Here is a 19620-nt window from a genome sequence, read left to right on the forward strand (position 1 = left end):
CCGCTAGAACGCCGCTTCCCGCAGCGCTTCCAGGACCGGGCGGATCAGCGGGTGCTCCTCCGCACCCCGGCGGACCGCGGCGAAGACGCGGCGGGTGGGGGCGACGCCGTCGACCGGGCGGACGACGACGCCGGTGAGGTCGGTGCCGAGCAGGGCGGAGCGCGGGACGAGGGTCACGCCGGCGCCGGCGGCGGTCAGGGCGACGACGGCGCGGAAGTCGTCGGAGACGTGTTCCAGGCGGGGCGCGAAGCCCGCGTATTCGCAGGCGAGGACGGTGACGTCGTGGCAGGGGTTGCCGGCGGACTGGCCGATCCAGGGGTCCTTGGCGAGGTCGGCGAGGGCGATCCGTTCGCGGTCGGCGAGGGCGTGGTCCGGCGGCAGGACGGCGTCGAAGGGCTCGGCGTAGAGCGGGACGCGGGTGAGGCGGGCGTCGTCCTCGCCGGGGGCGCCCCGGTACTCGACGGCGACCGCCACGTCGACCTGCCGGTCCAGGACCATCAGCAGGCTCTCGTCGCCCTCGGCGTCCTGGACGCGCACCCGGATGCCGGGCGCGGTGCGGGCGAGGGAGCCGATGGCGGGGGCGACGACCAGGCCGATGCCGGTGGCGAAGGCGGCCACCGTGACGGTGCCGGCCTCGCCCGAGCCGTACGCCGCGAGCTCGGCCTCGGCCCGTTCCAGCTGGGCCAGGACGGCGTTGGCGTGGTTCAGCAGGATCTCCCCGGCGGGGGTGAGCCGGGCGCCCTTGGCGCTCCGCTCCACCAGCCGGTGGCCGGTCTCCTGCTCCAGGGCGGCGAGCTGCTGGGAGACCGCGGAGGGGGTGAGATAGAGCGCGGCGGCAGCCGCCGTGACGGTACGGTGGTCGGCCACCGCCCGGAGGATGTGCAGCCGCCGCGCTTCGATCATGCCCCTAGTCTCGCAGGGCGGCGCGCGCGTCGACGAACGCGTCGACCGCCCGGTTCACGTCCTCCGTGGAGTGCGCGGCGGAGAGCTGCACGCGGATGCGCGCCGCGCCCTGCGGCACGACCGGGTACGAGAAGCCGATCACGTACACCCCACGCTCCAGGAGCAGCTCGGCCATGCGGCCGGCCTCGGCGGCGTCGCCGATCATGACGGGCGCGATGGCGTGGTCGCCGGGGAGGATGTCGAAGCCCTCCTCGGTCATCCGGCGGCGGAACAGCTCGGTGTTGGCGTTGAGCTGCTCGCGCAGGTCGCCGGCGGACTCCAGGAGGTCGATGACCTTGAGGGAGGCGGCGGCGATCACCGGGGCGAGGGTGTTGGAGAAGAGGTACGGGCGCGAGCGCTGGCGCAGCAGCGCGACGATCTCGGCGCGGGCCGCGACATAGCCGCCGGACGCGCCGCCGAGGGCCTTGCCGAGGGTGCCGGTGATGATGTCGACGCGGTCCATGACGCCGTGCAGCTCGGGGGTGCCGCGGCCGCCGGGGCCGACGAAGCCGACGGCGTGCGAGTCGTCGACCATGACCATGGCGTCGTAGCGCTCGGCCAGGTCGCAGATCTCGCCGAGCGGCGCGACGTAGCCGTCCATGGAGAAGACGCCGTCGGTGACGATCAGCTTGCGCCGGGCGCCGGCCTCGTCGGCCTCCTTGAGCTGCTGCTCCAGGTCGGCCATGTCGCGGTTGGCGTAGCGGAAGCGGCGGGCCTTGGAGAGGCGGATGCCGTCGATGATGGAGGCGTGGTTGAGGGCGTCGGAGATGACCGCGTCCTCAGGCCCGAGCAGGGTCTCGAAGACGCCGCCGTTGGCGTCGAAGCAGGAGGAGTAGAGGATCGTGTCCTCCTGGCCGAGGAACCGCGACAGACGCGCCTCGAGCTCCTTGTGGACCTCCTGGGTGCCGCAGATGAAGCGGACCGAGGCCATGCCGTAGCCCCAGCGGTCCAGGGCGGCGTGGGCGGCGGCGATCACGTCGGGGTGGTCGGCGAGGCCCAGGTAGTTGTTGGCGCAGAAGTTGAGCACCTCGCCGGGGCGGCCGCCGGCCGTGACCTCGACGGTCGCGGACTGGGGGGTGCCGATGACGCGCTCGGGCTTGTGGAGGCCGGCCTGCCGGATCTCGTCGAGGGTGGCGCGGATGTCGTCGCGTACGGAGTCGAACATGTCAGGGAGCTCCCGGGTCTCAGACGGTCCAGTCGAGGATGATCTTGCCGCCCTTGCCGGAGGCGGCGTCGTCGAAGGCGGCCTCGAAGTCGCGGTAGTCGTAGCGGCCGGTGATCACCGGGGACAGGTCGAGCCCGCCCTCCAGGAGCACCGACATGGCGTACCAGGTCTCGAACATCTCGCGGCCGTAGATGCCCTTGATGGTGATCATCGAGGTGACGATCCGCGCCCAGTCGACGGCGAAGTCCTCGCTGGGCAGGCCGAGCATGGCGATCTTGCCGCCGTGGGTCATGTTGGCGACCATGTCGCGCATCGCGCGCGGGTTGCCGGACATCTCCAGGCCGACGTCGAAGCCCTCCTTGAGGCCGAGGGTGCGTTGGCCGTCGGCGATGGTCTGCTCGGCGACGTTGAGCGCGAGCGAGACGCCGGTCTTGCGGGCGAGGTCCAGGCGCTCCTCGCTGACGTCGGTGATGACGACGTGGCGGGCGCCGGCGTGCTTGGCGACGGCGGCGGCCATGATGCCGATCGGGCCGGCGCCGGTGACGAGGACGTCCTCGCCGACCAGCGGGAAGGAGAGGGCGGTGTGCACGGCGTTGCCGAAGGGGTCGAAGATCGCGGCGACGTCGAGGTCGACGGGGACCCGGTGCACCCAGACGTTGGACGCGGGCAGGACGACGTACTCGGCGAAGGCGCCGTCGCGGCCGACGCCGAGGCCGACGGTGGCGCGGCAGAGGTGGCGGCGGCCGGCCAGACAGTTGCGGCACTTGCCGCAGACCAGGTGGCCCTCGCCGCTGACCAGGTCGCCGACGTTGATGTCGGCGACGTCGCGGCCGGTGTCGACGACCTCGCCGACGAACTCGTGGCCGAGGGTCAGCGGGGTCGCGATGGTCTTCTGTGCCCAGCCGTCCCAGGAGCGGATGTGCAGGTCGGTGCCGCAGATTCCGGTCCGCTTGACCTTGATGAGGACGTCACCGGGGCCGTACTCCGGCTCGGGCACGTCCGTGAGCCAGAGTCCCGGCTCCGCCTTCTGCTTGACCAGTGCCTTCAATGTCACGGCTCCCGACGTACGTGTCCTGTGATGTGCCGGGTCCGGGCGCGGCGAAGCGCCCAAGATCCCTGGAAGAAAATCTTCCGTCCGTCGGGAGCCATGGTCCATCGAGGATTTCTTAAGCGCACTCGCAGATCAGCTTCACGCCGCTGGCGGGGCGGTCGCCGGCGTCAACCGGCCGCCGCTTCGAGCACCGCCATGGCGGCGTTGTGGCCGGGCACTCCGCTGACCCCGCCGCCGCGCACCGCGCCCGCGCCGCACAGCAGGACGTTGGCCCGGTCGGTCTCGACGCCCCAGCGGTCGCCGCCCTCCGCCCCGTACGGGAAGGACAGGTCGCGGTGGAAGATGTGGCCGCCGGGCAGCCGGAGTTCGCGTTCCAGGTCGAGCGGGGTCTTGGCCTCGACGCAGGGCCGGCCGTCGGCGTCGCGCGCCAGGCAGTCGGCGATCGGCTCGTCGAGGCGGGCGTCGAGCTGGGCGAGGGTGGCCTTGAGGAGGGCTTCGCGGGCGCCGTCCGGGTCTGCGGCGAACAGCCGGGCGGGCGCGTGCAGGCCGAACAGGGTGAGGGTCTGGTAGCCGCGGGCGGCGGCCTCGGGACCGAGGATGCTCGGGTCGGTGAGGCTGTGGCAGTAGATCTCCGAGGGCGGCGCGGTGGGCAGCCGTCCGGCGGCCGCCTCGGCGTGGGCGGCGGCCAGCTCCCCGTACCCCTCGGCGATGTGGAAGGTGCCGGAGAAGGCCTCGCGCGGGTCGACGGAACGGTCGCGGAGTCGGGGCAGCCGGGTGAGCACCATGTTGACCTTGAGCTGGGCGCCCTCGGCGGGGGTGGGCGCGGGGTCGCCGAGGAGGGCGGCGAGCGCCTGTGGGGAGGCGTTCACCAGGACGTGGCGGGCCCCGACGACGCCCTCCCCGTCGGGGGTGCGGAAGGTGACCTCGGCGCGGGTGCCGTCGGTCTCGATCCGGGTGGCCTCGTGGTCGGTGAGGAGGGTCGCGCCGGCGGCGCGGGCCGCGTCCGCGAGCGCGTCGGTGAGCGCGCCCATGCCGCCGACGGGCACGTCCCAGTCGCCGGTGCCGCCGCCGATCACGTGGTAGAGGAAGCAGCGGTTCTGCAGCAGCGAGGTGTCGTGGGCGTCGGCGAAGGTGCCGATGAGTCCGTCGGTGAGGACGACCCCGCGCACCAGGTCGTCGGCGAAGTGCTTCTCGACGGCGACGCCGAGCGGCTGCTCGAAGAGCATCTCCCAGGTCTCCGGGTCGTCGACCAGCGTCCGCAGCCCCTCGCGGGTCGGCAGCGGCTCGGTGAGGGTGGGGAAGATCCGGCGGGCGGCGCGCGCGGTGCGCCCGTAGAAGGCCTCCCAGGCCTCGAACTCGCGGTCGGAGCCGGTGAGCGCGGCGAAGGAGGCACGGGTGCGCTCCCGGTCGCCGCCGACGAGGAGGCCGGATGTGCCGTAGGGGGTGTACGAGGAGACGGAACGCTTCCGCACGGCGAACCGCAGCCCGAGCTCGCGCACGATCTTCTCGGGCAGCAGCGAGACGAGGTACGAGTAGCGGGACAGGCGTACGTCGACCCCGGCGAAGGGCCGGGTGGAGACGGCGGCGCCGCCGGTGTGGTCGAGCCGCTCCAGGACGAGCACGCTGCGCCCGGCCCGGGCGAGGTAGGCGGCGGCGACCAGGCCGTTGTGGCCGCCGCCGACGATGACGGCGTCGTAGGAGGACGTCTGGGGTGCAGGCGAGGAAGCGGAAGCTGTCATGCCTCTTGCTAACACCTCCCCGCCGGTCCCACCAGAGGGCCTACAGCGGGATGTTCTGCTCGCAGTGCGCCTCGTCCGCGCGGGCCGTGAGGGTGGCCGGGTGGTCCGGGCCGAGCGTGCGGGTGCGGGCCTCCGTCACCTGGCGGTGCACGGCGAGCGCCTCCTCCCAGCGGCCCAGCCAGCCGAGCGCGATGGCGGTCTCGCGGTGGCTGGCGAGGGTGTCGGCGTGGTCGGCGCCGAGCACCCGGGCGCGGATCCCGGCGACCTCCCGGGCCTCGGCCAGGGCCTCGTTCCAGCGCCCGAGGCGCCCCAGGTTCACGCCCAGGCCGTGCCGGGCGCGCAGGGTCTCCGGGTGCTCGGGGCCCTCGGTGCTCGCGCGGGCGGTGACGAGCCCGCGGTAGAGCTCCTCGGCCTCGGCGGCGCGCCCGAGCCGGCCGAGGCAGATCCCCGCCTCGTAGCGGGCGTTGAGGGTGTCGGGGTGCCGGGGGCCGAGCGCCCCGGCGCGGGCCTCGGCGACCTTGCGGTACTCGGCGAGCGCGTCGGCCCAGCGGCCGAGCCCGCCGAGGGCGTGCCCCACCTCGTACCGGGTGGCCAGGGTGTCGGGGTGGTCGGCGCCGAGCAGCCGGGCGCGGGCGTCGGCGACCTCGCGGGCCGCCGCGTACGCCTCGGGCACGCGTCCGATCCGGCCGAGGGTGTACGCCAGGTTGTGCCGGCAGCGCAGGGTGTCCGGGTGGTCGGGGCCGGCTGTGCGCTCGCGGACGGCGAGCACCGACTCGTACACCGCGTACGCCTCGGTGTGCCGTCCGAGGCCGCCGAGCACATAGCCGGTCTCCTGGCGGGCGGCGAGGGTGTCGGCGTGGTCGGGGCCGAGCGTACGGGCGCGGCCCTCGGCGACGGTCTCGAAGCGGCGCAGCGCCTCGGCGGGGCGGCCGAGCCGGGCGAGTGCGAAGCCCAGCTCGTAGCCGCTCGCGAGGGTGTCGGGGTGGTCGGCGCCCAGGACGTGGGCGCGCTCGTGCTCGACGGTGCGCAGCAGGTCGGCGGCCTCCTGCCAGCGGCCGAGCCGGCCCAGGCCGAGGCCCGCCCGGTGCCGGCCGGCGAGGACGGCGACCAGCTCGGGGCTGGCGCCGGCGGCGGTGCGGTCCGGCCCGTCGGAGCCGGGGGTGCGGGTCCAGGCGACGGTGAGCGCGGCGGCGGCCTCCTGACCGGGCACGGCGGGCCGGGCGGGGAGCGCGGACGTGGCGGGGCGGCCGGTGCCGAGGGCGCGGGCCCACGGCGGCAGGGCGGGCGCCGCCGGGGGCGGCAGGGTCCAGGCGCCGCTGCTGCGGCCGGAGGCGAGCCGGTCGCGCAGCTCGGCGGCGTCGGAGGGGCGCCCTTCGGGGGTCTTGGCGAGCAGGTCGAGGACGAGCGTGTCGAGATAGCCGGGGAGTTCGGCGCGGTGGCTGCGCAGCGGCGCGGGCACGGTGTCGCGGTGGCCGATGAGGATGGCCCAGGTGTCGTCCAGGTCGAAGGGCGGGACGCCGGTGGCGATCTCGTACAGCACGCAGCCCAGCGAGTACAGGTCGCTGCGGTGGTCGACCTCGCCGCCGCCGATCTGCTCGGGGCTCATGTAGTGCGGGGTGCCCATGGCGATGCCGGTGCCGGTGAGGCGGGAGGTGAAGCCGATGTCGGCGCCGAGGCGCGCTATCCCGAAGTCGCAGATCTTGACGGTGCCGCCGTCGCCGAGCCGCACGATGTTGGCGGGCTTGAGGTCGCGGTGCACCACGCCCTGGCGGTGGGTGTAGGCGAGGGCGTCGGCGACCTGCTCGGCGATGTCGACGACCTCGGGCACGGGCAGCGGCTGCTTGCGGTTGTCGCTGAGCAGCTGGCTGAGATTGCGCCCTTCCAGGAGCTCCATGACGAGGAAGAGCACGCCCTCGTGCTCGCCGAAGTCGTGCACGACGGTGATGCCGCGGTGCTGGAGCGCGGCGGCCACCCGGGCCTCGCGGCGGAAGCGCTCGCGCAGCACGGTGAGGTTGGCCGGGTCGCGCTGCTGGCCGAGGGGGCGCAGGCACTTCACGGCGACGCGCCGGCCGAGCGATTCGTCGGTGGCCCGCCAGACCTCGCCCATGCCGCCGCGGCCGATCACCTCGTGCAGCCGGTACCGGCCCTGGATCAGCCTGGTGTCCGTGTCCGCCATCGCGTGCTGTCGCCCCCGTCGTCCCCGTCTGCCCCGTTGTGATGCCGGTCCGCCCCGATGTGGTGCCGCCCCTTTCCCGGCGCGTCCAGTATGGCTGCCCCCTCCGACAGTCTGTACGGCGCGGGTCGGGTCTCCGGTCCCAGCCGGTCCATCGCGCGCAGGATGTGCCGGGGCGGCAGCCGCCAGCGGAGCCGGCCGGGGACGCAGCGGAGCAGATTGGCCGTGGCCGTGAGCCGCCGGGTGACGGTCTCGGCGGGCGGCGCGGGCCTGCCGTACAGCTCGTGGGCGTACAGGGGCAGGGAGTCGTACGCGAGGGCGGACACGCGCCGCCAGAACACCTCGCGCGCGGGCACGAGCGCGGTCGGGACCGGGGGCCGGCGCAGGAAGTCGTCCACGGTGCGGGCGTCCTCCCCGGCGGCGAGCCGTGGCCGGATCTCGACGAAGTACGCGTCGAGGGCGGCGGTGCCGTCCGGCACCCGCGCGGGGTCGAGGCCGACGAGTCGGGCGGCGGTGCGCTGTTCGTCGACGTAACGGTCGGCCAGGGCGGCGGTGAGCGGGATGCCGGAGCGGCGGACGACGTGGAGGTACGAGTCGATCTCGGCGCAGTGCACCCAGAGCAGCAGCTCGGGGTCGTCCACGCCGAGCAGCCGGTGGATCTTGCGGACCCGGGCGCCGGCCGCCTCGGCGGCCTCGGTGGTGCCGTAGCTCAGCGTGCCGACGAAGCTCGCGGTGCGCATGAGGCGGCCCCAGGCGTCCTTGCGGAAGTCGCTGTTGATCATGACGCCGCGGACGGCGGCGGGGTGCAGCGCCTGCAGGTACAGGGCGCGCACCCCGCCGATCCACATGACGGGGTCGCTGTGGATCTGCCAGGTGACGGATCCGGGGCCGAAGAGCCCGGGGTCGCCCGCCCGGCCGTCCTCGGGTCCGGGTCCGGGGTCCGCCGCGCTGCCGCCTGGGGTCCGCATGCCTTCAGGCTAGGACCGGCGGTCGCGGACGGGAACGGTCAGTGCCAGACCGTCTGGACCGAGTCGAACTGCACCCAGGTGATCGGGTTGCCGGTGTTGGCGCCGAAGAGGGTCACCGAGCCGGCCGTGTTGATCTCGAAGCGGCAGGCGTTGACGCCCTGGCTGTTGTTGCGGGGCGCGGTGGCGCGCACGTACGCGGTGGGAAGGGCGAAGCCGTCGGGCAGCCGGCCGACCTTGGTGTCGGCGGTGAGGTTGCAGGTGATCAGCCCGCGGGCCTGGAGGAAGGTGGTGCCGGCGATGGTGACGAGCCGTACCTCGGGCACGGCGGCGGCGTTGGGGGTGATCCCGGGCTCCAGGACGAGCGGGCTCCAGGCTCCGGCGTCGACGGTGCCGGCCTCGGCGGCGGCCGGGGTCGCGGCGGCGAGGCCGCCGACGGTGAGGGCGGCGGGCAGGGCGAGGGCGGCGCCGAGGACGCTGCGGCGGTTGTGGGACATGGGACTCCTTGTGTGCGTGGGGGAGGGAAGGGCTAGCGCCAGACGGCGCTGAAGGCGTCGAGCTGGGCCCAGGCGATCGGGGCGGTGGTGCGGGCGCCGTAGAGACGGACCGCGCGGTCGGAGCCGACCTCGACGCGGGCGACGGCGGGGCCGCCGGGGGTGTCGCCGGTGGGCACGGTGGCGCGGGCGGTGACGCTGGGGACGAGCGCGTCGGGCAGCGTGCCGAGCACGGTGTCGGTGGTGAAGGGGCCCCGGACCCCGCCGGAGAACTGCAGCGTGGTGGTGCCGGCCAGGCTGATCAGGCGGGCCCTCGGGGTGTGCTGGTCGGCGCTCACGCCGGCGGCGAGCGCGAGCGGCTGCCAGTCGGTGAGGACCTTGACGCCGTCGGTCTCGGGCGCGGCGGAGAGCGACAGGATGGTGCAGGTCCGCGGGCCGGGGTTCTCGCAGGCGAAGCCGAAGTGCAGGTGCGGGACGCCGTCGCGGACGGAGACGGCCATGCCCTCCGCCTCGCGCCAGGCGAGGCCGGGGCCCGCGGTGATGTGCCGGTGGTCGAGCTGGGCGCCGGTGGCCCACTCGAAGGCGGTGAGGTAGGTGTTGCCGGGCAGCGGCACGGTGTCGAGGCTCTGGCCCTTGAGCGTGTAGAGGACGCCGGCGTGGGACGTGTACCCCTGGAAGTCGGTGCCGTCGGCGGGCACGACGGGAACGATCCGCTGGAGCTCCTGCCAGTCCCCCGCCGCCGCCCTGGCGAGCTCGTAGCGCGCGAAGGTCATGGCGCCGTCGAGGCTGTAGCGGAGCACGAGTTCGCCGGCGCCGTGGTCGATCGTGGGCGTGAGGAACCGGGCGGCGGGGTCCGGGGTGTAGGCCGGGGTGTGGCGGGCGGTGCCGGAGTCGACGACGTCGCCGTCGGCGTACGCGAAGGAGACGACGGCGGTGCCGTACCCCTCGTTCTTGCTGTTGGGCGTGGAGGCGGCCTCGGTCCACAGCCAGATCGCCCCGGCGCGGTTCTCCACGCCGAGGTTGACGCCGTGGCCGAATCCGCGCAGATACATGTGGCCGGCGATCGCGCCGGTCGGGCGGAGGCGGGTGAGGCACAGGTCGCCGTGCGTCTTGCGGGTGGCGTAGTCGACCGGCGCGGACTCGTCGGGCAGTTGGAGCCCGCCGTCCATGATCTGCAGGACGAAGACGTCGCCGGAGACGGGGTCGATGCCGAAGGACTGCATGACCGTGGAGTTGTGGAGCGGGCGCCGGTGGAGCAGTTTGCCCACCGGGCCCGCGATGTCTATCTGTCCTGGGACGGTGATGCTCAAGGGCGCGGCTCCTCTGCGGAATCGGAAGAAAGGGCTCGTCACGGGCTTGTCACCGGCTCCTCACCGGCTCCTCACCGGCTTGTGCCGCAAGCTCGTGGTCGAACCGCGCCAGTGTGCCGCATCTCCGCTCGTGCGGATCAGGCGAGGGTGTCGAGTGCGGCGAGGATGTCGGAGGGTTCGGCGCGCAGCGCGTAGTCGGTGTTGACGAAGGCCCAGCGGACGGTGCCGGCGCGGTCGACGACATAGGTCGCGGGCAGCGGCAGGGTGCGCGGGTGGCCGCCGTTGACGCGCTGGAGGTCGAAGCCGAGGCGTTCGTAGACGGCGGCCAGTTCGTCGGAGAGGTCGAAGGCGAGGCCGTACCGCCGGGCCGTGTCCGAGCCGAGGTCGCTGAGGACGTCGAAGGCGAGGGCGTGCTTCTCGGTGAGGGAGAGCGACTCGTCGGGCACCTGCGGGGAGACGGCCACCAGGCGCGCGCCGCGCGCGGTGATCTGCTCGTGGTGCTGCTGGAGGGCGCGCAGGGCGAGGTTGCAGTACGGGCACCAGGCGCCGCGGTAGAAGGTGAGCACGACGGGGCCGTCGGCGAGCAGTTCGTCGAGGGACACGGCTCCGCCGGTCGCGGAGGCGAGCGTGAAGCCCGGGGCCGTGTCGCCGACGGCCAGGGCGCGCCCGGCCTGCCCGGAGGCGGCGAGTTCGGCGCCGGCCCGGTCCATGACGGCCAGGATCTCGGCGGGGATGCGCTGTCCGCGCGCCTCGTGGACGGCACGCAGTTCGGCGTTGAGACAGGACATGAACACAACTCCTCAAGGTCGATCGACACATGACGGATCGCCGGCTCCGAATCAGAACTTGGAACGACCGTTTCAAGATAGCGACGAGGGAAGGCCCGCGCCAGGTCCCGACAGGATTCGGGGGGTGCCCGGGGGTCAACGGGCCGTCTATCTTGGAACCGCTGTTTCAAGACTTCGGCTGGAGGGGTGGGCGGGGGCGCACATGGCGGACGTCAAGCACTTCGATCCGGACGCGACTCTGGAGACCGTCCTGCGGCTCTTCTGGCAGCGGGGTGCGGCCTCGACCGGTGTCCAGGACATCGTGACCGCGACCGGCGTCAACCGCTCCAGCCTCTACGCCACCTTCGGCGACAAGCAGGCCCTCTACCGGGCTGCCCTGAACCGCTACACAGACCTGCACTCCCGGCCCGCCTTCCGGCACCTCGCGGAGGACGGACGCGGTCTGCCGGCGGTCGTCGCGTTCTTCGACTCGCTGATCGAGGTGCGCTGTTCGGGGCCGTACGCCCGCTGGGGATGTCTGGTCGTCAACGCCCACGCCGGTGCGGAGAACGGCGACCCCGAGGTACGCGCCCTGCTCGACGCGCACCACGAGTGGCTGCGCGAGGCGCTGCACACGGCCCTGCTCGGCGCGGCGGAGCGGGGACAGCTCGCGCCGGGCGTCGATCCCGCGTCCGCCGCCGGCGTGCTCGCCCTCCTCGCGTACGGCGTCAACCTGCGCTCACGCGCGGGCGCCGACGCCACCGACCTCACCGACTCCGTACGCGCCGCCCTGGCCCCGCTCGCCGCCCCGACCGCATGTTCTTGACGACCCTCGGGAGACGCCCCGCATGCACACCTCACCCGCCGTCCGGATCGGCGCCCTCGCCCCGCTGACCCCGCCCGGCTGGGCCGAGGCGGGCCGGCATCTCCTCGCCGGCCTCGACCTGGCCGTACGCGACACCAACGCGGCCGGCGGCATCGACGGGCGCCCGCTGGAGCTGGTGGTCCGCGACACCGCGGCCGATCCGGCGCGGGCCGCGGCGGCCGTGGACGAACTGGCCGGCCTGGGCGTGGCCGCGCTGGCCGGCGAGTACCACAGCGTGGTGGCGCGCGCGGCCGCCGCCCGGGCCGACGCCCTCGGCCTGCCGTTCCTCTGCTCGTCGGCGGTGCTCGACGCGCTCACCGACCACCCCACGGAGTGGGTGGCGCGCATCGCCCCGCCCCAGTCGCGCGGCTGGCGGGGTTACGCGGACTTCCTCCTCGGCCGGCTCGGCGCGGACCGGTGCCGGATCGCCGTGGCGGCCGACCCCGGCGTCTACTGGGAGGCCGGCATCCGCGTCCTGCGCGAGCACCTCGCCCCGTACGACGGCGAGGTCGTCGTCCTCGACGCGCGCGCCCTCGGGCCCGAGGGCGTGTGCGACGCGCTCGTCGCCCACCACGCTTCGGCCCTGCTGCTCCTCGTCGGCCATCCGGAGCCCGCGGTCCCCCTCGTCCGGGCCGTCCGCCGCGACGAGCGCCTCGCCGGCATCCTGCTCGGCGCCCCGGCCGGTCAGCCCGAACTCCCTTCCTGGGCCTCGCTCCTGGGCGCGGACGGCGCCGGAATCCCCTTCCTGCGCTATCTGCCCGACCTGCCCGAAGGCCTCACGCCGCTCGGCGCGCGCGTCGCGGCGGCCCTGCGCGAACGGCTCGCCGAGGAGCCCTCGTTCGTGGCCTTCGAGGGGTACGACACGGGTGTCGTCCTCGCCGAACTGCTGCGCGCCCACGGCCCGGACCGGACCCGCCTCGCCCCGGCCTGGAGAAAGGTCGCCGTCGAGGGCACCCGGGGCCCGATCCGCTTCTCCCGCGTGCCGGGCATCGGCGTCCGGCAGTGGGACGGCGCGCCGGTCCAGGTCGTCGACCGCGACCCGGCGGACCCGGCCCGCTTCCGGGTCCGCCACACCGTCTGAAGCGCGGCCTTCTGCGGCCGACCGCTCCGAAATCCCCGTGCCGGGGCCGCCGTCGCCCTGTGATACTCCCCCGATGACCACCCTGCCCGCCGCCGCACTCGACTCGCTGTCCGGGCTCGCCTTCGGCGATGCCTTCGGTGACCGCTGGTTCGGCATCCTGCGCCGCGAGGGACCGGCGGCCCTGGAGTCCCGGACCCCGCCGCCGGAGCCGCTGTGGCGCTGGAGCGACGACACCGCCCAAGCGCTCGTCCTCGTCCGGGAACTCGCCGAGGGCGCCGGCACCGTCGACCAGGACCGCCTCGCCCGCCGGCTCGCCGAGGCCTACACCGCCGACACCCACCGCGGCTACGGGGCCTCCATGCACGACGTACTGCGCCGGATCGGCGCGGGCGAGCCCTGGCGCGAGGTGGTCGCCGGGCAGTTCGAGGGCATGGGGTCGTGGGGCAACGGCGCGGCCATGCGGGTGGCACCGCTCGGCGCCTGGCTCGCCGACGACCTCGACGCCGTCGCCGAGCAGGCCGCCCGGCAGAGCGCCGTCTCGCACCACCACCCGGAGGCGGTCGCCGGGGCGGTGGCGGTCGCCGTCGCCGCCGCACTGGCCACCCGCAGCCGCGGGGCCGCCGCCCCCGCGCGCCCGGACTTCCTCCACGCCGTCGCCGCACGGCTCCCCGTGGGCGACGTCCGGTCCGGCGTACGGATCGCGGCCCGGATGCCCGCGCACACCTCCGTCCGGCACGCCGCCGAAGTCCTCGGCTCCGGTTACCGCATGTCGGGCCCCGACACCGTCCCGTACGCCCTCTGGTGCGCGGCGGCCCACCTCGACGACCTCCACGAGGGCCTCTGGACCACGGTCGCGGGCCGCGGCGACATCGACACCACGTGCGCCGTCGCGGGCGGGATCATCGCGGCCCGCACCGGCGTCGCCGCGCTCCCGCCCGCCTGGCACGCGGCCCGCGAGCCGCTGCCTCCGGTCGTCGCCGGGTAGTACCGGGGTCGGTCGTCCGTCAGCGGCGGACGCGGGGCATGCCCAGGCCGATCCAGGAGATGATCTCGCGCTGGATCTCGTTGTTGCCGCCGCCGAAGGTGAAGATGACGGCGGAGCGGTAGCCGCGTTCGAGTTCGCCGTGGAGGACCGCGCCGGCGGAGCCCTCCTTGAGGGCGCCGGCCGCGCCGGTGACCTCCATGAGGGCGGCGTAGGCGTCGCGGCGGGCCTCGGAGCCGTAGACCTTGACGGCGGAGGCGTCCTGGGGGGTGAGGGTGCCGTGCTGGACGGCGTTCACCATCTGCCAGTTGAGGAGTTTCATCGCGTCGAGGCGGACGTGGGTGCGGGCCAGGGTGCGGCGGACCCAGCCGAGGTCGAGGACGCGGCGGCCGTCGGCGAGCTTGGTGTCGGCGGCCCAGCGCTGCACGTCGTGCAGGGCGCGGATGGCCATGGTGCCGTGGGCGGCGAGCGTGACGCGCTCGTGGTTGAGCTGGTTGGTGATCAGCCGCCAGCCCTTGTTCTCCTCGCCGACCCGGCGCGAGCAGGGGACGCGGACGTTCTCGTAGTAGCTCGCGGTGGTGTCGTGGGAAGCGAGGGTGTTGATGAGGGTGCAGGAGTAGCCGGGGTCGCCGGTCGGCACCAGCAGCATGGTGATGCCCTTGTGCGGCGGGGCGGCCGGGTCGGTGCGGACGGCGAGCCAGACCCAGTCGGCGGTGTCGCCGTTGGTGGTCCAGATCTTCTGCCCGTCGACCGTGTAGTGCCCGGTGGTCTCGTCGCCCTCGCGGACGGCCCGGGTCTTGAGCGCGGCGAGGTCGGTGCCGGCGTCGGGCTCGCTGTAGCCGATCGCGAAGTCGATCTCGCCGGAGAGGATCCTCGGCAGGAAGTAGGCCTTCTGCTCGTCCGTGCCGAACTGCATGATCGTCGGCCCGACGGTGTTCAGGGCCATCAGCGGCAGCGGCACGCCGGCCTGGGCGGCCTCGTCGAAGAAGATGAACTGTTCCATCGGGGTCAGGCCGCGTCCCCCGTACTCGGTGGGCCAGCCGACCCCCAGCCAGCCGTCGGTGCCCAGCCGGCGCACGGTCTCGCGGTAGAAGCGCTTCTGGGAGGCGGGGTCGGCATACCGGGCGTGCACGTCCTCGGGGACCAGCTCGGTGAAGTACGCGCGCAGTTCGGCGCGGAGGCGGTGCTGGGCGGGCGTGTACTCGAGGTGCATGGCGTCTCCCGTGGCAGGTGGCTCCGCGCGGTGGTGCGCCACGGTAGAACGTGTTCCATAAATGCGGAAGGCCCGTGCGGGGCCGATCCCGGACGGGCCGTTCCGCCGCCCCCGGGAGCGGGGGCCGAGCGCTTCTCAGGGGAGCAGCTCGTCCATGCACGCCTGCCCCTTCTCCGCCATGCGCCGCTCGGCCCAGGCGATGTTCTTCGGATTCACGTCACGGCCGGACGCGAGGACGACGTCCTCGGCCGTGTACTCGCCCTCGGACCCCGCGTGGAGCAGCCGGTCGGGTGTCGGGCGGTCCCCCCCGACCCCCCGGGACGTCTTGTCGGTGTCACCGTTCATGCCGCGAGCCTCCTCTTCTGCAATGTTCTGCAGGCACTCGCCATTCTCGTGTCCCGGTCGCGGCCCCGCATCCGGGCCCGCGTCCGGGCCCGCGTCCGGGCCCGGGACCAGGTCGTGTCGGTCGCGTGTCGGCGGCGTGTCGGTCGCGGCCGGGAGTGTGGGGGCACGAGGAAGCGAGCCCGCGGAGTTCGTGGAGTCCGTGGAGTCCGTGGAGTCCGTGGAGTCCGCAAGCCCGGAAAGGGAGCCCCCATGACGACACAACGCCGCGACACCGCCTTCCCCCTGCGCCGGGTGCGGGTGACGGGCGTCCGTACGGTCACCCCGCGGATGGTGCGGGTCACCCTGGGTGACCCGTCCCTGGCCGACGCGCCGCTCGACCGGCCCGACGCGCAGGTGAAGCTGTACTTCCCGCGCCCGGGGCAGACGGAGCCGGAGCTGCCGGCGCCGGACCCGGGCGGGGACGTGATGCGCTGGTACGGGGCCTTCGCGGCGATCCCGGAGGAGCGGCGGCCGTGGATGCGGAGCTACACGGTCCGGGCGCACGACGCGGAGGCCGGGACCGTCGACATCGACTTCTTCCTCCACGGGGGTGGTGATGGCACGGACGGGCCGGCGACGCGGTGGGCGCGGGGTGCGCGGGTCGGGGACGTGCTGGGGATGTTCGGGCCGTCGGACCTCTTCGCCACGCCGGTGGACCCCGGATCCGGCGACTGGGCGCTGCTCGTCGCCGACGCCTGCGCCCTGCCCGCCCTGGCCACGGTCGTCCGGGCCCTGCCGCCCGGGCACCGGGCCGTCGCCTTCGTCCAGGTCGCCGGGCCGGAGGAGCGGCAGCCGCTGCCGACGGCCGGGGACCTGACCGTGCACTGGCTGTACGGGGAGGGGCCCGGGCTCGTGGTGTCGGCGGTACGGGCGGCGGTCGGGCTTCCGGAGGGCGCGCCGTACGCGTGGCTGGCCGGGGAGGCCGGGGCCGTACGGGCGCTGCGGCGGCACCTGGTCGAGGAGCGCGGGGCGGACCGGCGCACGATCGATTTCGCCGGGTACTGGCGCCGCCGCCTCACCCAGGACGACGCGCCGACCCCGGAGGACCTGGCGGAGGCCCGGGAACGGCTCGCGCTGCACGCCGAGCGGGTTCCCGGACCCGCTGGGCCGCCTCCCGCACGGTGAGCGCCGTACCCTCCTCGTACCGGGCGGCGAAGATCTCCGGCGCGAGCGCGGCGCGCAGGGCCCGCTCCGCGTGGGCCCGCACCGAGGCCTCGGTGGTGGCGGTCAGCGGGCGGAGGCCCGCGCCGCCGGGGGTGCCGCGGTGGGTGTCGTACGCGCCGAGCAGCCGCGCGCCCTCCTCGGCAGCCCCGCGGCCGGCGAGGGCCCAGGCGGCGGTGGCGAACTGGGTGACGATCAGGTAGGGCGCCACGAGGTACGCCAGTGTCTCCATCTCCCGTACGGCGCCCGCTAGTCGGGCCTGCGCGTCCTCGTACCGTCCGTCGACGCAGTCGAGCCAGCCGCCGAGGCCGTCCAGCATGCCCTGGAAGAGGCCGGGGGTGATGTCGTTGAACTCCCGCTGCATGTGGTGGAGTTGGTCGCGGGCCGGCCCGGTGCGTCCGGTGTTGCCGTAGTGCTGGGCGAGCAGCAGTCGGGCGGTGCTGACCGCCTCGACGCCCGACTCGCCGGACTCCGCGGCCGCTTCGACCAGCACCCGCTCGGCGGCCTCCCGCGCCGCCGGGTCCTCCGCCACCTCGGGGGTGCGCAGCCGTACGGCGGCGAGGAGCGCTCTGAACACGGGGATCTGCGAGCGGGCACCGAGGCGGGCGACCGCGTCGACGGCCCGCGCGAAGTCCGCGGCGGCCTCGGCGGTGCGCCCGGCCCGCTCGTAGGTCTCGCCGCGCGCGGCCAGCGCCTCGGCGATCCCCCAGGAGTCGCCGGCCTTCTCGAACCGGGCCAGCGCCTCCTCGGCGTCGCTCTCCTGGCCGCCCAGCAGCTTGGCGCGCAGGAGAAGCGCGTACCCGAGATCCCAACCGGCGGCGTCACCGTCGCCGTGGGCGCGGGCGGCGGCCACCAGCGCGGCCAGCGTCTCGTCGAGGCCGGCGAACCGCCCCGTCATCAGCTGCGCGAAGAACCACATCGTCCCGGGATGCCGGGACACCTGCGGCAGCCCGGGTCGGTAGGCGGCGATCACCGCGTCGAGGCGCGCCCGGGTCTCCGGCCGCTCCAGCGCAGTGGCCCCGGAACCGCCCTCCGTGGCGAGCGCGAGCAACCGCCCACCGCGCCGCGCCTCCCACAACCGCTCCCCCGTCCACGGCGGCGGCACATCCCAGCAGCGCCCCTCGAACGCCTCCGCGGCCCGCACCGGCGCCGCGAACGGGTCGGGCCCGAGCGCGGCAGCCGCCCGCGTCCAGCTCCGCGCGTCGTGATGATGGTTCCGCAACTGCCAGAACCAGCTCATCGCCTGCACAAGACACAACGCCTCCTGCTCCGCCCCCACCCGCACGGCCGTACGCAACGCCCCCCGCACGTTGTCATGCTCGACCTCCAACCGCGCAAGCGCCAACGCCTGCCCAGGGCCCCGGAGTTCCGGGTCGGTGAGCCGCGCGAGCTCCCGATAGTGCACGAGATGCCGCCGCTCGGCCGCGCCCCGGTCACCCGCCTCGTCGAGCCGCTCGCCGGCGTACTCGGCGACGGTCTCCAGGAGGCGGTAGCGCATCCCGGCGTCGGTGGGCGCGGCGACGACGAGGGACTTGTCGACGAGGGAACCGAGGAGGTCGAGGACGTCGGCGGGGGTGGGGGCACCCCCGGCCGGGGCCTCCGGCGCCTCCGCGCAGACCGCCTCCGCCGCTTCCAGGTCGCAGCCGCCCGTGAAGACCGACAGACGGCGCAGGACGGCGCGTTCGGGGTCGGTGAGGAGGTCCCAGGACCAGTCGACGACCGCGCGGAGGGTCTGCTGGCGGGGGAGGACGGTGCGGGCGCCGGAGGTGAGGAGGCGGAAGCGGTCGTCGAGGCGGTCGGCGATCTGGCGGGGGGTGAGCATACGGAGGCGGGCGGCGGCCAGTTCGATGGCCAGGGGGAGGCCGTCGAGGCGGCGGACGATCTCCGCCGCGGCGGCCCGGTCGTCGCCGACCGAGAAACCCGGACGGGCCGCCGCACCACGCTCGCCGAAGAGCCGCAGCGCCGTCTCCTCCGGCAGCGGGCCCAGCGGCCGCAGCACCTCGCCCGGCACCCCCAGCGGCTCACGGCTGGTCGCAAGGACCGTCACACCCGGGCAGCGGGTCAGCAGCTCGGCCGTCAGTTTCGCGGCGCCATCGACGACGTGCTCGCAGTTGTCGAGGACCAGAAGGAGACGGCGGCGGGCGCAGTGGTCGACGAGGGCGGCGAGGGGGTCGTTGTCAGGGGTGTCGGGGAGGGTGGAGCCGCTCCAGATCTGGGTCTCGCGGGCTTCGAGGGCGGTGAGGACGGCCGCCGGGACGTCGGACTCCTCGCGTACGGCGGCGAGTTCGGCGAGATGGACCCGAACCTCCGCGGCGGCGCCGGCGGCCGCCAGGGCGAGGCGGGTCTTGCCGACACCGCCGGGGCCGGTCAGGGTGACGAGCCGGGAACGGATCAACTCCTGTGTCAGTTCGCGGAGTTCCTCGTCCCGGCCCAGGAAGGAGGTCGGCGGGGCAGGGAGCAGCCGCCGCACCTCCGAGGGTGAGGGCGCGCCGGTCAGCAACTCCCCGTACAGTGCGGCGAGTTCCACTCCCGGTTCGGTGCCGAGGCGGTCGGCGAGGGCGCGGCGCACGGTCTCGTACGCCGCGAGGGCCTCCGCCGGGCGGCCCGCGGCGCGCAGGGCACGGATCCGCAGCGCCTGCAGGGGTTCGTCAAGGGGGTGCTCGGCGGTGAGGGCGGCGAGCGGGGCGAGGGTGTCCTGCGCGTGGCCGAGGGCGACGTCCGCGGCGAGCCGGTCGCGCCGGGCGCGGTCGCGGCGCGCCTCGGCCCGTACGGCGAGCGGGTCGGCCGGGTGTCCGGGCAGGTCGGCGAGGGCAGGGCCGTGCCAGAGCCCGAGGGCGAGGTCGAGCAGGTGCGCGGCGCGCTCGGGGCGGGCGGCGACCAGCTCCCGTACCGCCTCGTCGGCGAGCCGTTCGAAGCGGAAGAGGTCGATGTCGTCAGGGGCGGCGGCAAGCCGGTAGCCGCCGGGCGCGGAGGCGACGGCGTCCCGGCCGAGGGCCCGGCGCAGCCGGCCGACCAGGGCGTGCAGGGCGGAGATCCGGTCCTCGTCGGTGTCGTCGGCCCACACCTGGGCGATGAGGGTGTCGGGGGCGACGGCCCGGCCGCCGGCCGCGGCCAGCGCGGTGAACAGGGCCCGGAGCCGGGCGCCGCTGAGCGGGGCGTCGTCGCCGTCGGCGCGCACGGCCCGGGCGGGGCCGAGGACGCGATAGCGGACGTGGTGAGGCGGGGCGGGGTCCGGGGGCGGCTGCATCGGGCCCATTCTGCCGAATCCGTCCGCGTGGCGTCGTCCGCGCCATGGCGTGCGCGGGGTGCCGGTTCGACAATGGGTGGG

The 19620-nt window shown here is 74.8% G+C and carries 16 protein-coding genes; 4 read left to right on the forward strand and 12 right to left on the reverse strand.

The window, feature by feature from the left end; genetic code table 11:
• Positions 1-3 precede the first annotated feature (3 nt).
• The 9 genes from KV205_RS12055 to KV205_RS12095 form a co-directional block, all read right to left on the reverse strand.
• A complete protein-coding gene (locus KV205_RS12055; RefSeq protein WP_265864176.1) occupies positions 4-903 on the reverse strand; it encodes a LysR family transcriptional regulator in 900 nt (299 codons plus the stop codon).
• Between the two features lie 4 nt (positions 904-907).
• Entirely contained in the window at positions 908-2107 is a 1200-nt protein-coding gene (locus KV205_RS12060; RefSeq protein WP_265864177.1) for a glycine C-acetyltransferase, read from the reverse strand.
• 19 nt (positions 2108-2126) lie between these two features.
• A complete protein-coding gene (gene tdh, locus KV205_RS12065; RefSeq protein ID WP_265864449.1) occupies positions 2127-3155 on the reverse strand; it encodes an L-threonine 3-dehydrogenase in 1029 nt (342 codons plus the stop codon).
• 170 nt (positions 3156-3325) lie between these two features.
• Positions 3326-4897 (reverse strand): NAD(P)/FAD-dependent oxidoreductase, encoded by a 1572-nt coding sequence (locus KV205_RS12070; protein ID WP_265864178.1) that lies wholly within the window; start codon positions 4895-4897, stop codon positions 3326-3328.
• 40 nt (positions 4898-4937) lie between these two features.
• Positions 4938-7073 (reverse strand): serine/threonine-protein kinase, encoded by a 2136-nt coding sequence (locus KV205_RS12075; protein ID WP_265864179.1) that lies wholly within the window; start codon positions 7071-7073, stop codon positions 4938-4940.
• Positions 7049-8038 (reverse strand): oxygenase MpaB family protein, encoded by a 990-nt coding sequence (locus KV205_RS12080; protein ID WP_265864180.1) that lies wholly within the window; start codon positions 8036-8038, stop codon positions 7049-7051. Before KV205_RS12080 ends, KV205_RS12075 begins: the two co-directional genes overlap by 25 nt.
• A gap of 38 nt (positions 8039-8076) precedes the next feature.
• Positions 8077-8532, reverse strand: a complete 456-nt coding sequence (locus KV205_RS12085; protein ID WP_265864181.1) for a hypothetical protein — start codon at positions 8530-8532, stop codon at positions 8077-8079.
• Positions 8533-8564: 32 nt separating this feature from the next.
• Positions 8565-9839: a hypothetical protein gene (locus tag KV205_RS12090; RefSeq protein ID WP_265864182.1), complete on the reverse strand. Its 1275-nt coding sequence runs from the start codon at positions 9837-9839 to the stop codon at positions 8565-8567.
• A 137-nt stretch (positions 9840-9976) separates the two neighbouring features.
• Entirely contained in the window at positions 9977-10627 is a 651-nt protein-coding gene (locus KV205_RS12095) for a peroxiredoxin-like family protein (protein ID WP_265864183.1), read from the reverse strand.
• A 202-nt stretch (positions 10628-10829) separates the two neighbouring features.
• Here KV205_RS12095 and KV205_RS12100 point away from each other — a divergent pair, with 202 nt between their 5' ends.
• The 3 genes from KV205_RS12100 to KV205_RS12110 all read left to right on the forward strand — a co-directional run bounded on the left by KV205_RS12100 (position 10830) and on the right by KV205_RS12110 (position 13537).
• Complete coding sequence (locus KV205_RS12100; protein WP_265864184.1) at positions 10830-11432, forward strand: TetR/AcrR family transcriptional regulator; 603 nt, start codon at positions 10830-10832, stop codon at positions 11430-11432.
• Between the two features lie 22 nt (positions 11433-11454).
• Positions 11455-12552: an ABC transporter substrate-binding protein gene (locus tag KV205_RS12105; protein WP_265864185.1), complete on the forward strand. Its 1098-nt coding sequence runs from the start codon at positions 11455-11457 to the stop codon at positions 12550-12552.
• Between the two features lie 73 nt (positions 12553-12625).
• Positions 12626-13537, forward strand: a complete 912-nt coding sequence (locus KV205_RS12110; RefSeq protein ID WP_265864186.1) for an ADP-ribosylglycohydrolase family protein — start codon at positions 12626-12628, stop codon at positions 13535-13537.
• Positions 13538-13556: 19 nt separating this feature from the next.
• Here the strand turns inward: KV205_RS12110 and KV205_RS12115 are convergent, their stop codons facing one another.
• On the reverse strand, positions 13557-14747 hold the full coding sequence (locus KV205_RS12115) for an acyl-CoA dehydrogenase family protein (protein WP_265864187.1): 1191 nt from the start codon (positions 14745-14747) through the stop codon (positions 13557-13559).
• Between the two features lie 135 nt (positions 14748-14882).
• Positions 14883-15092, reverse strand: a complete 210-nt coding sequence (locus KV205_RS12120; protein WP_265864188.1) for a hypothetical protein — start codon at positions 15090-15092, stop codon at positions 14883-14885.
• A gap of 249 nt (positions 15093-15341) precedes the next feature.
• On the opposite strand from KV205_RS12120, the gene KV205_RS12125 reads away from it, so the two are divergent.
• A complete protein-coding gene (locus KV205_RS12125) occupies positions 15342-16256 on the forward strand; it encodes a siderophore-interacting protein (RefSeq protein WP_265864189.1) in 915 nt (304 codons plus the stop codon).
• Here KV205_RS12125 and KV205_RS12130 read toward each other — a convergent pair.
• The gene (locus KV205_RS12130; protein ID WP_265864190.1) at positions 16147-19539 is read right to left on the reverse strand and encodes a BTAD domain-containing putative transcriptional regulator; all 3393 of its coding nucleotides are present in this window, start codon (positions 19537-19539) and stop codon (positions 16147-16149) included. The two genes, KV205_RS12125 and KV205_RS12130, sit on opposite strands and share 110 nt — an antisense overlap.
• Positions 19540-19620: the final 81 nt, after the last annotated feature.

Origin of the sequence: Streptomyces sp. SKN60 (assembly GCF_026236535.1) — a bacterium.
GTDB lineage: Bacteria > Actinomycetota > Actinomycetes > Streptomycetales > Streptomycetaceae > Streptomyces.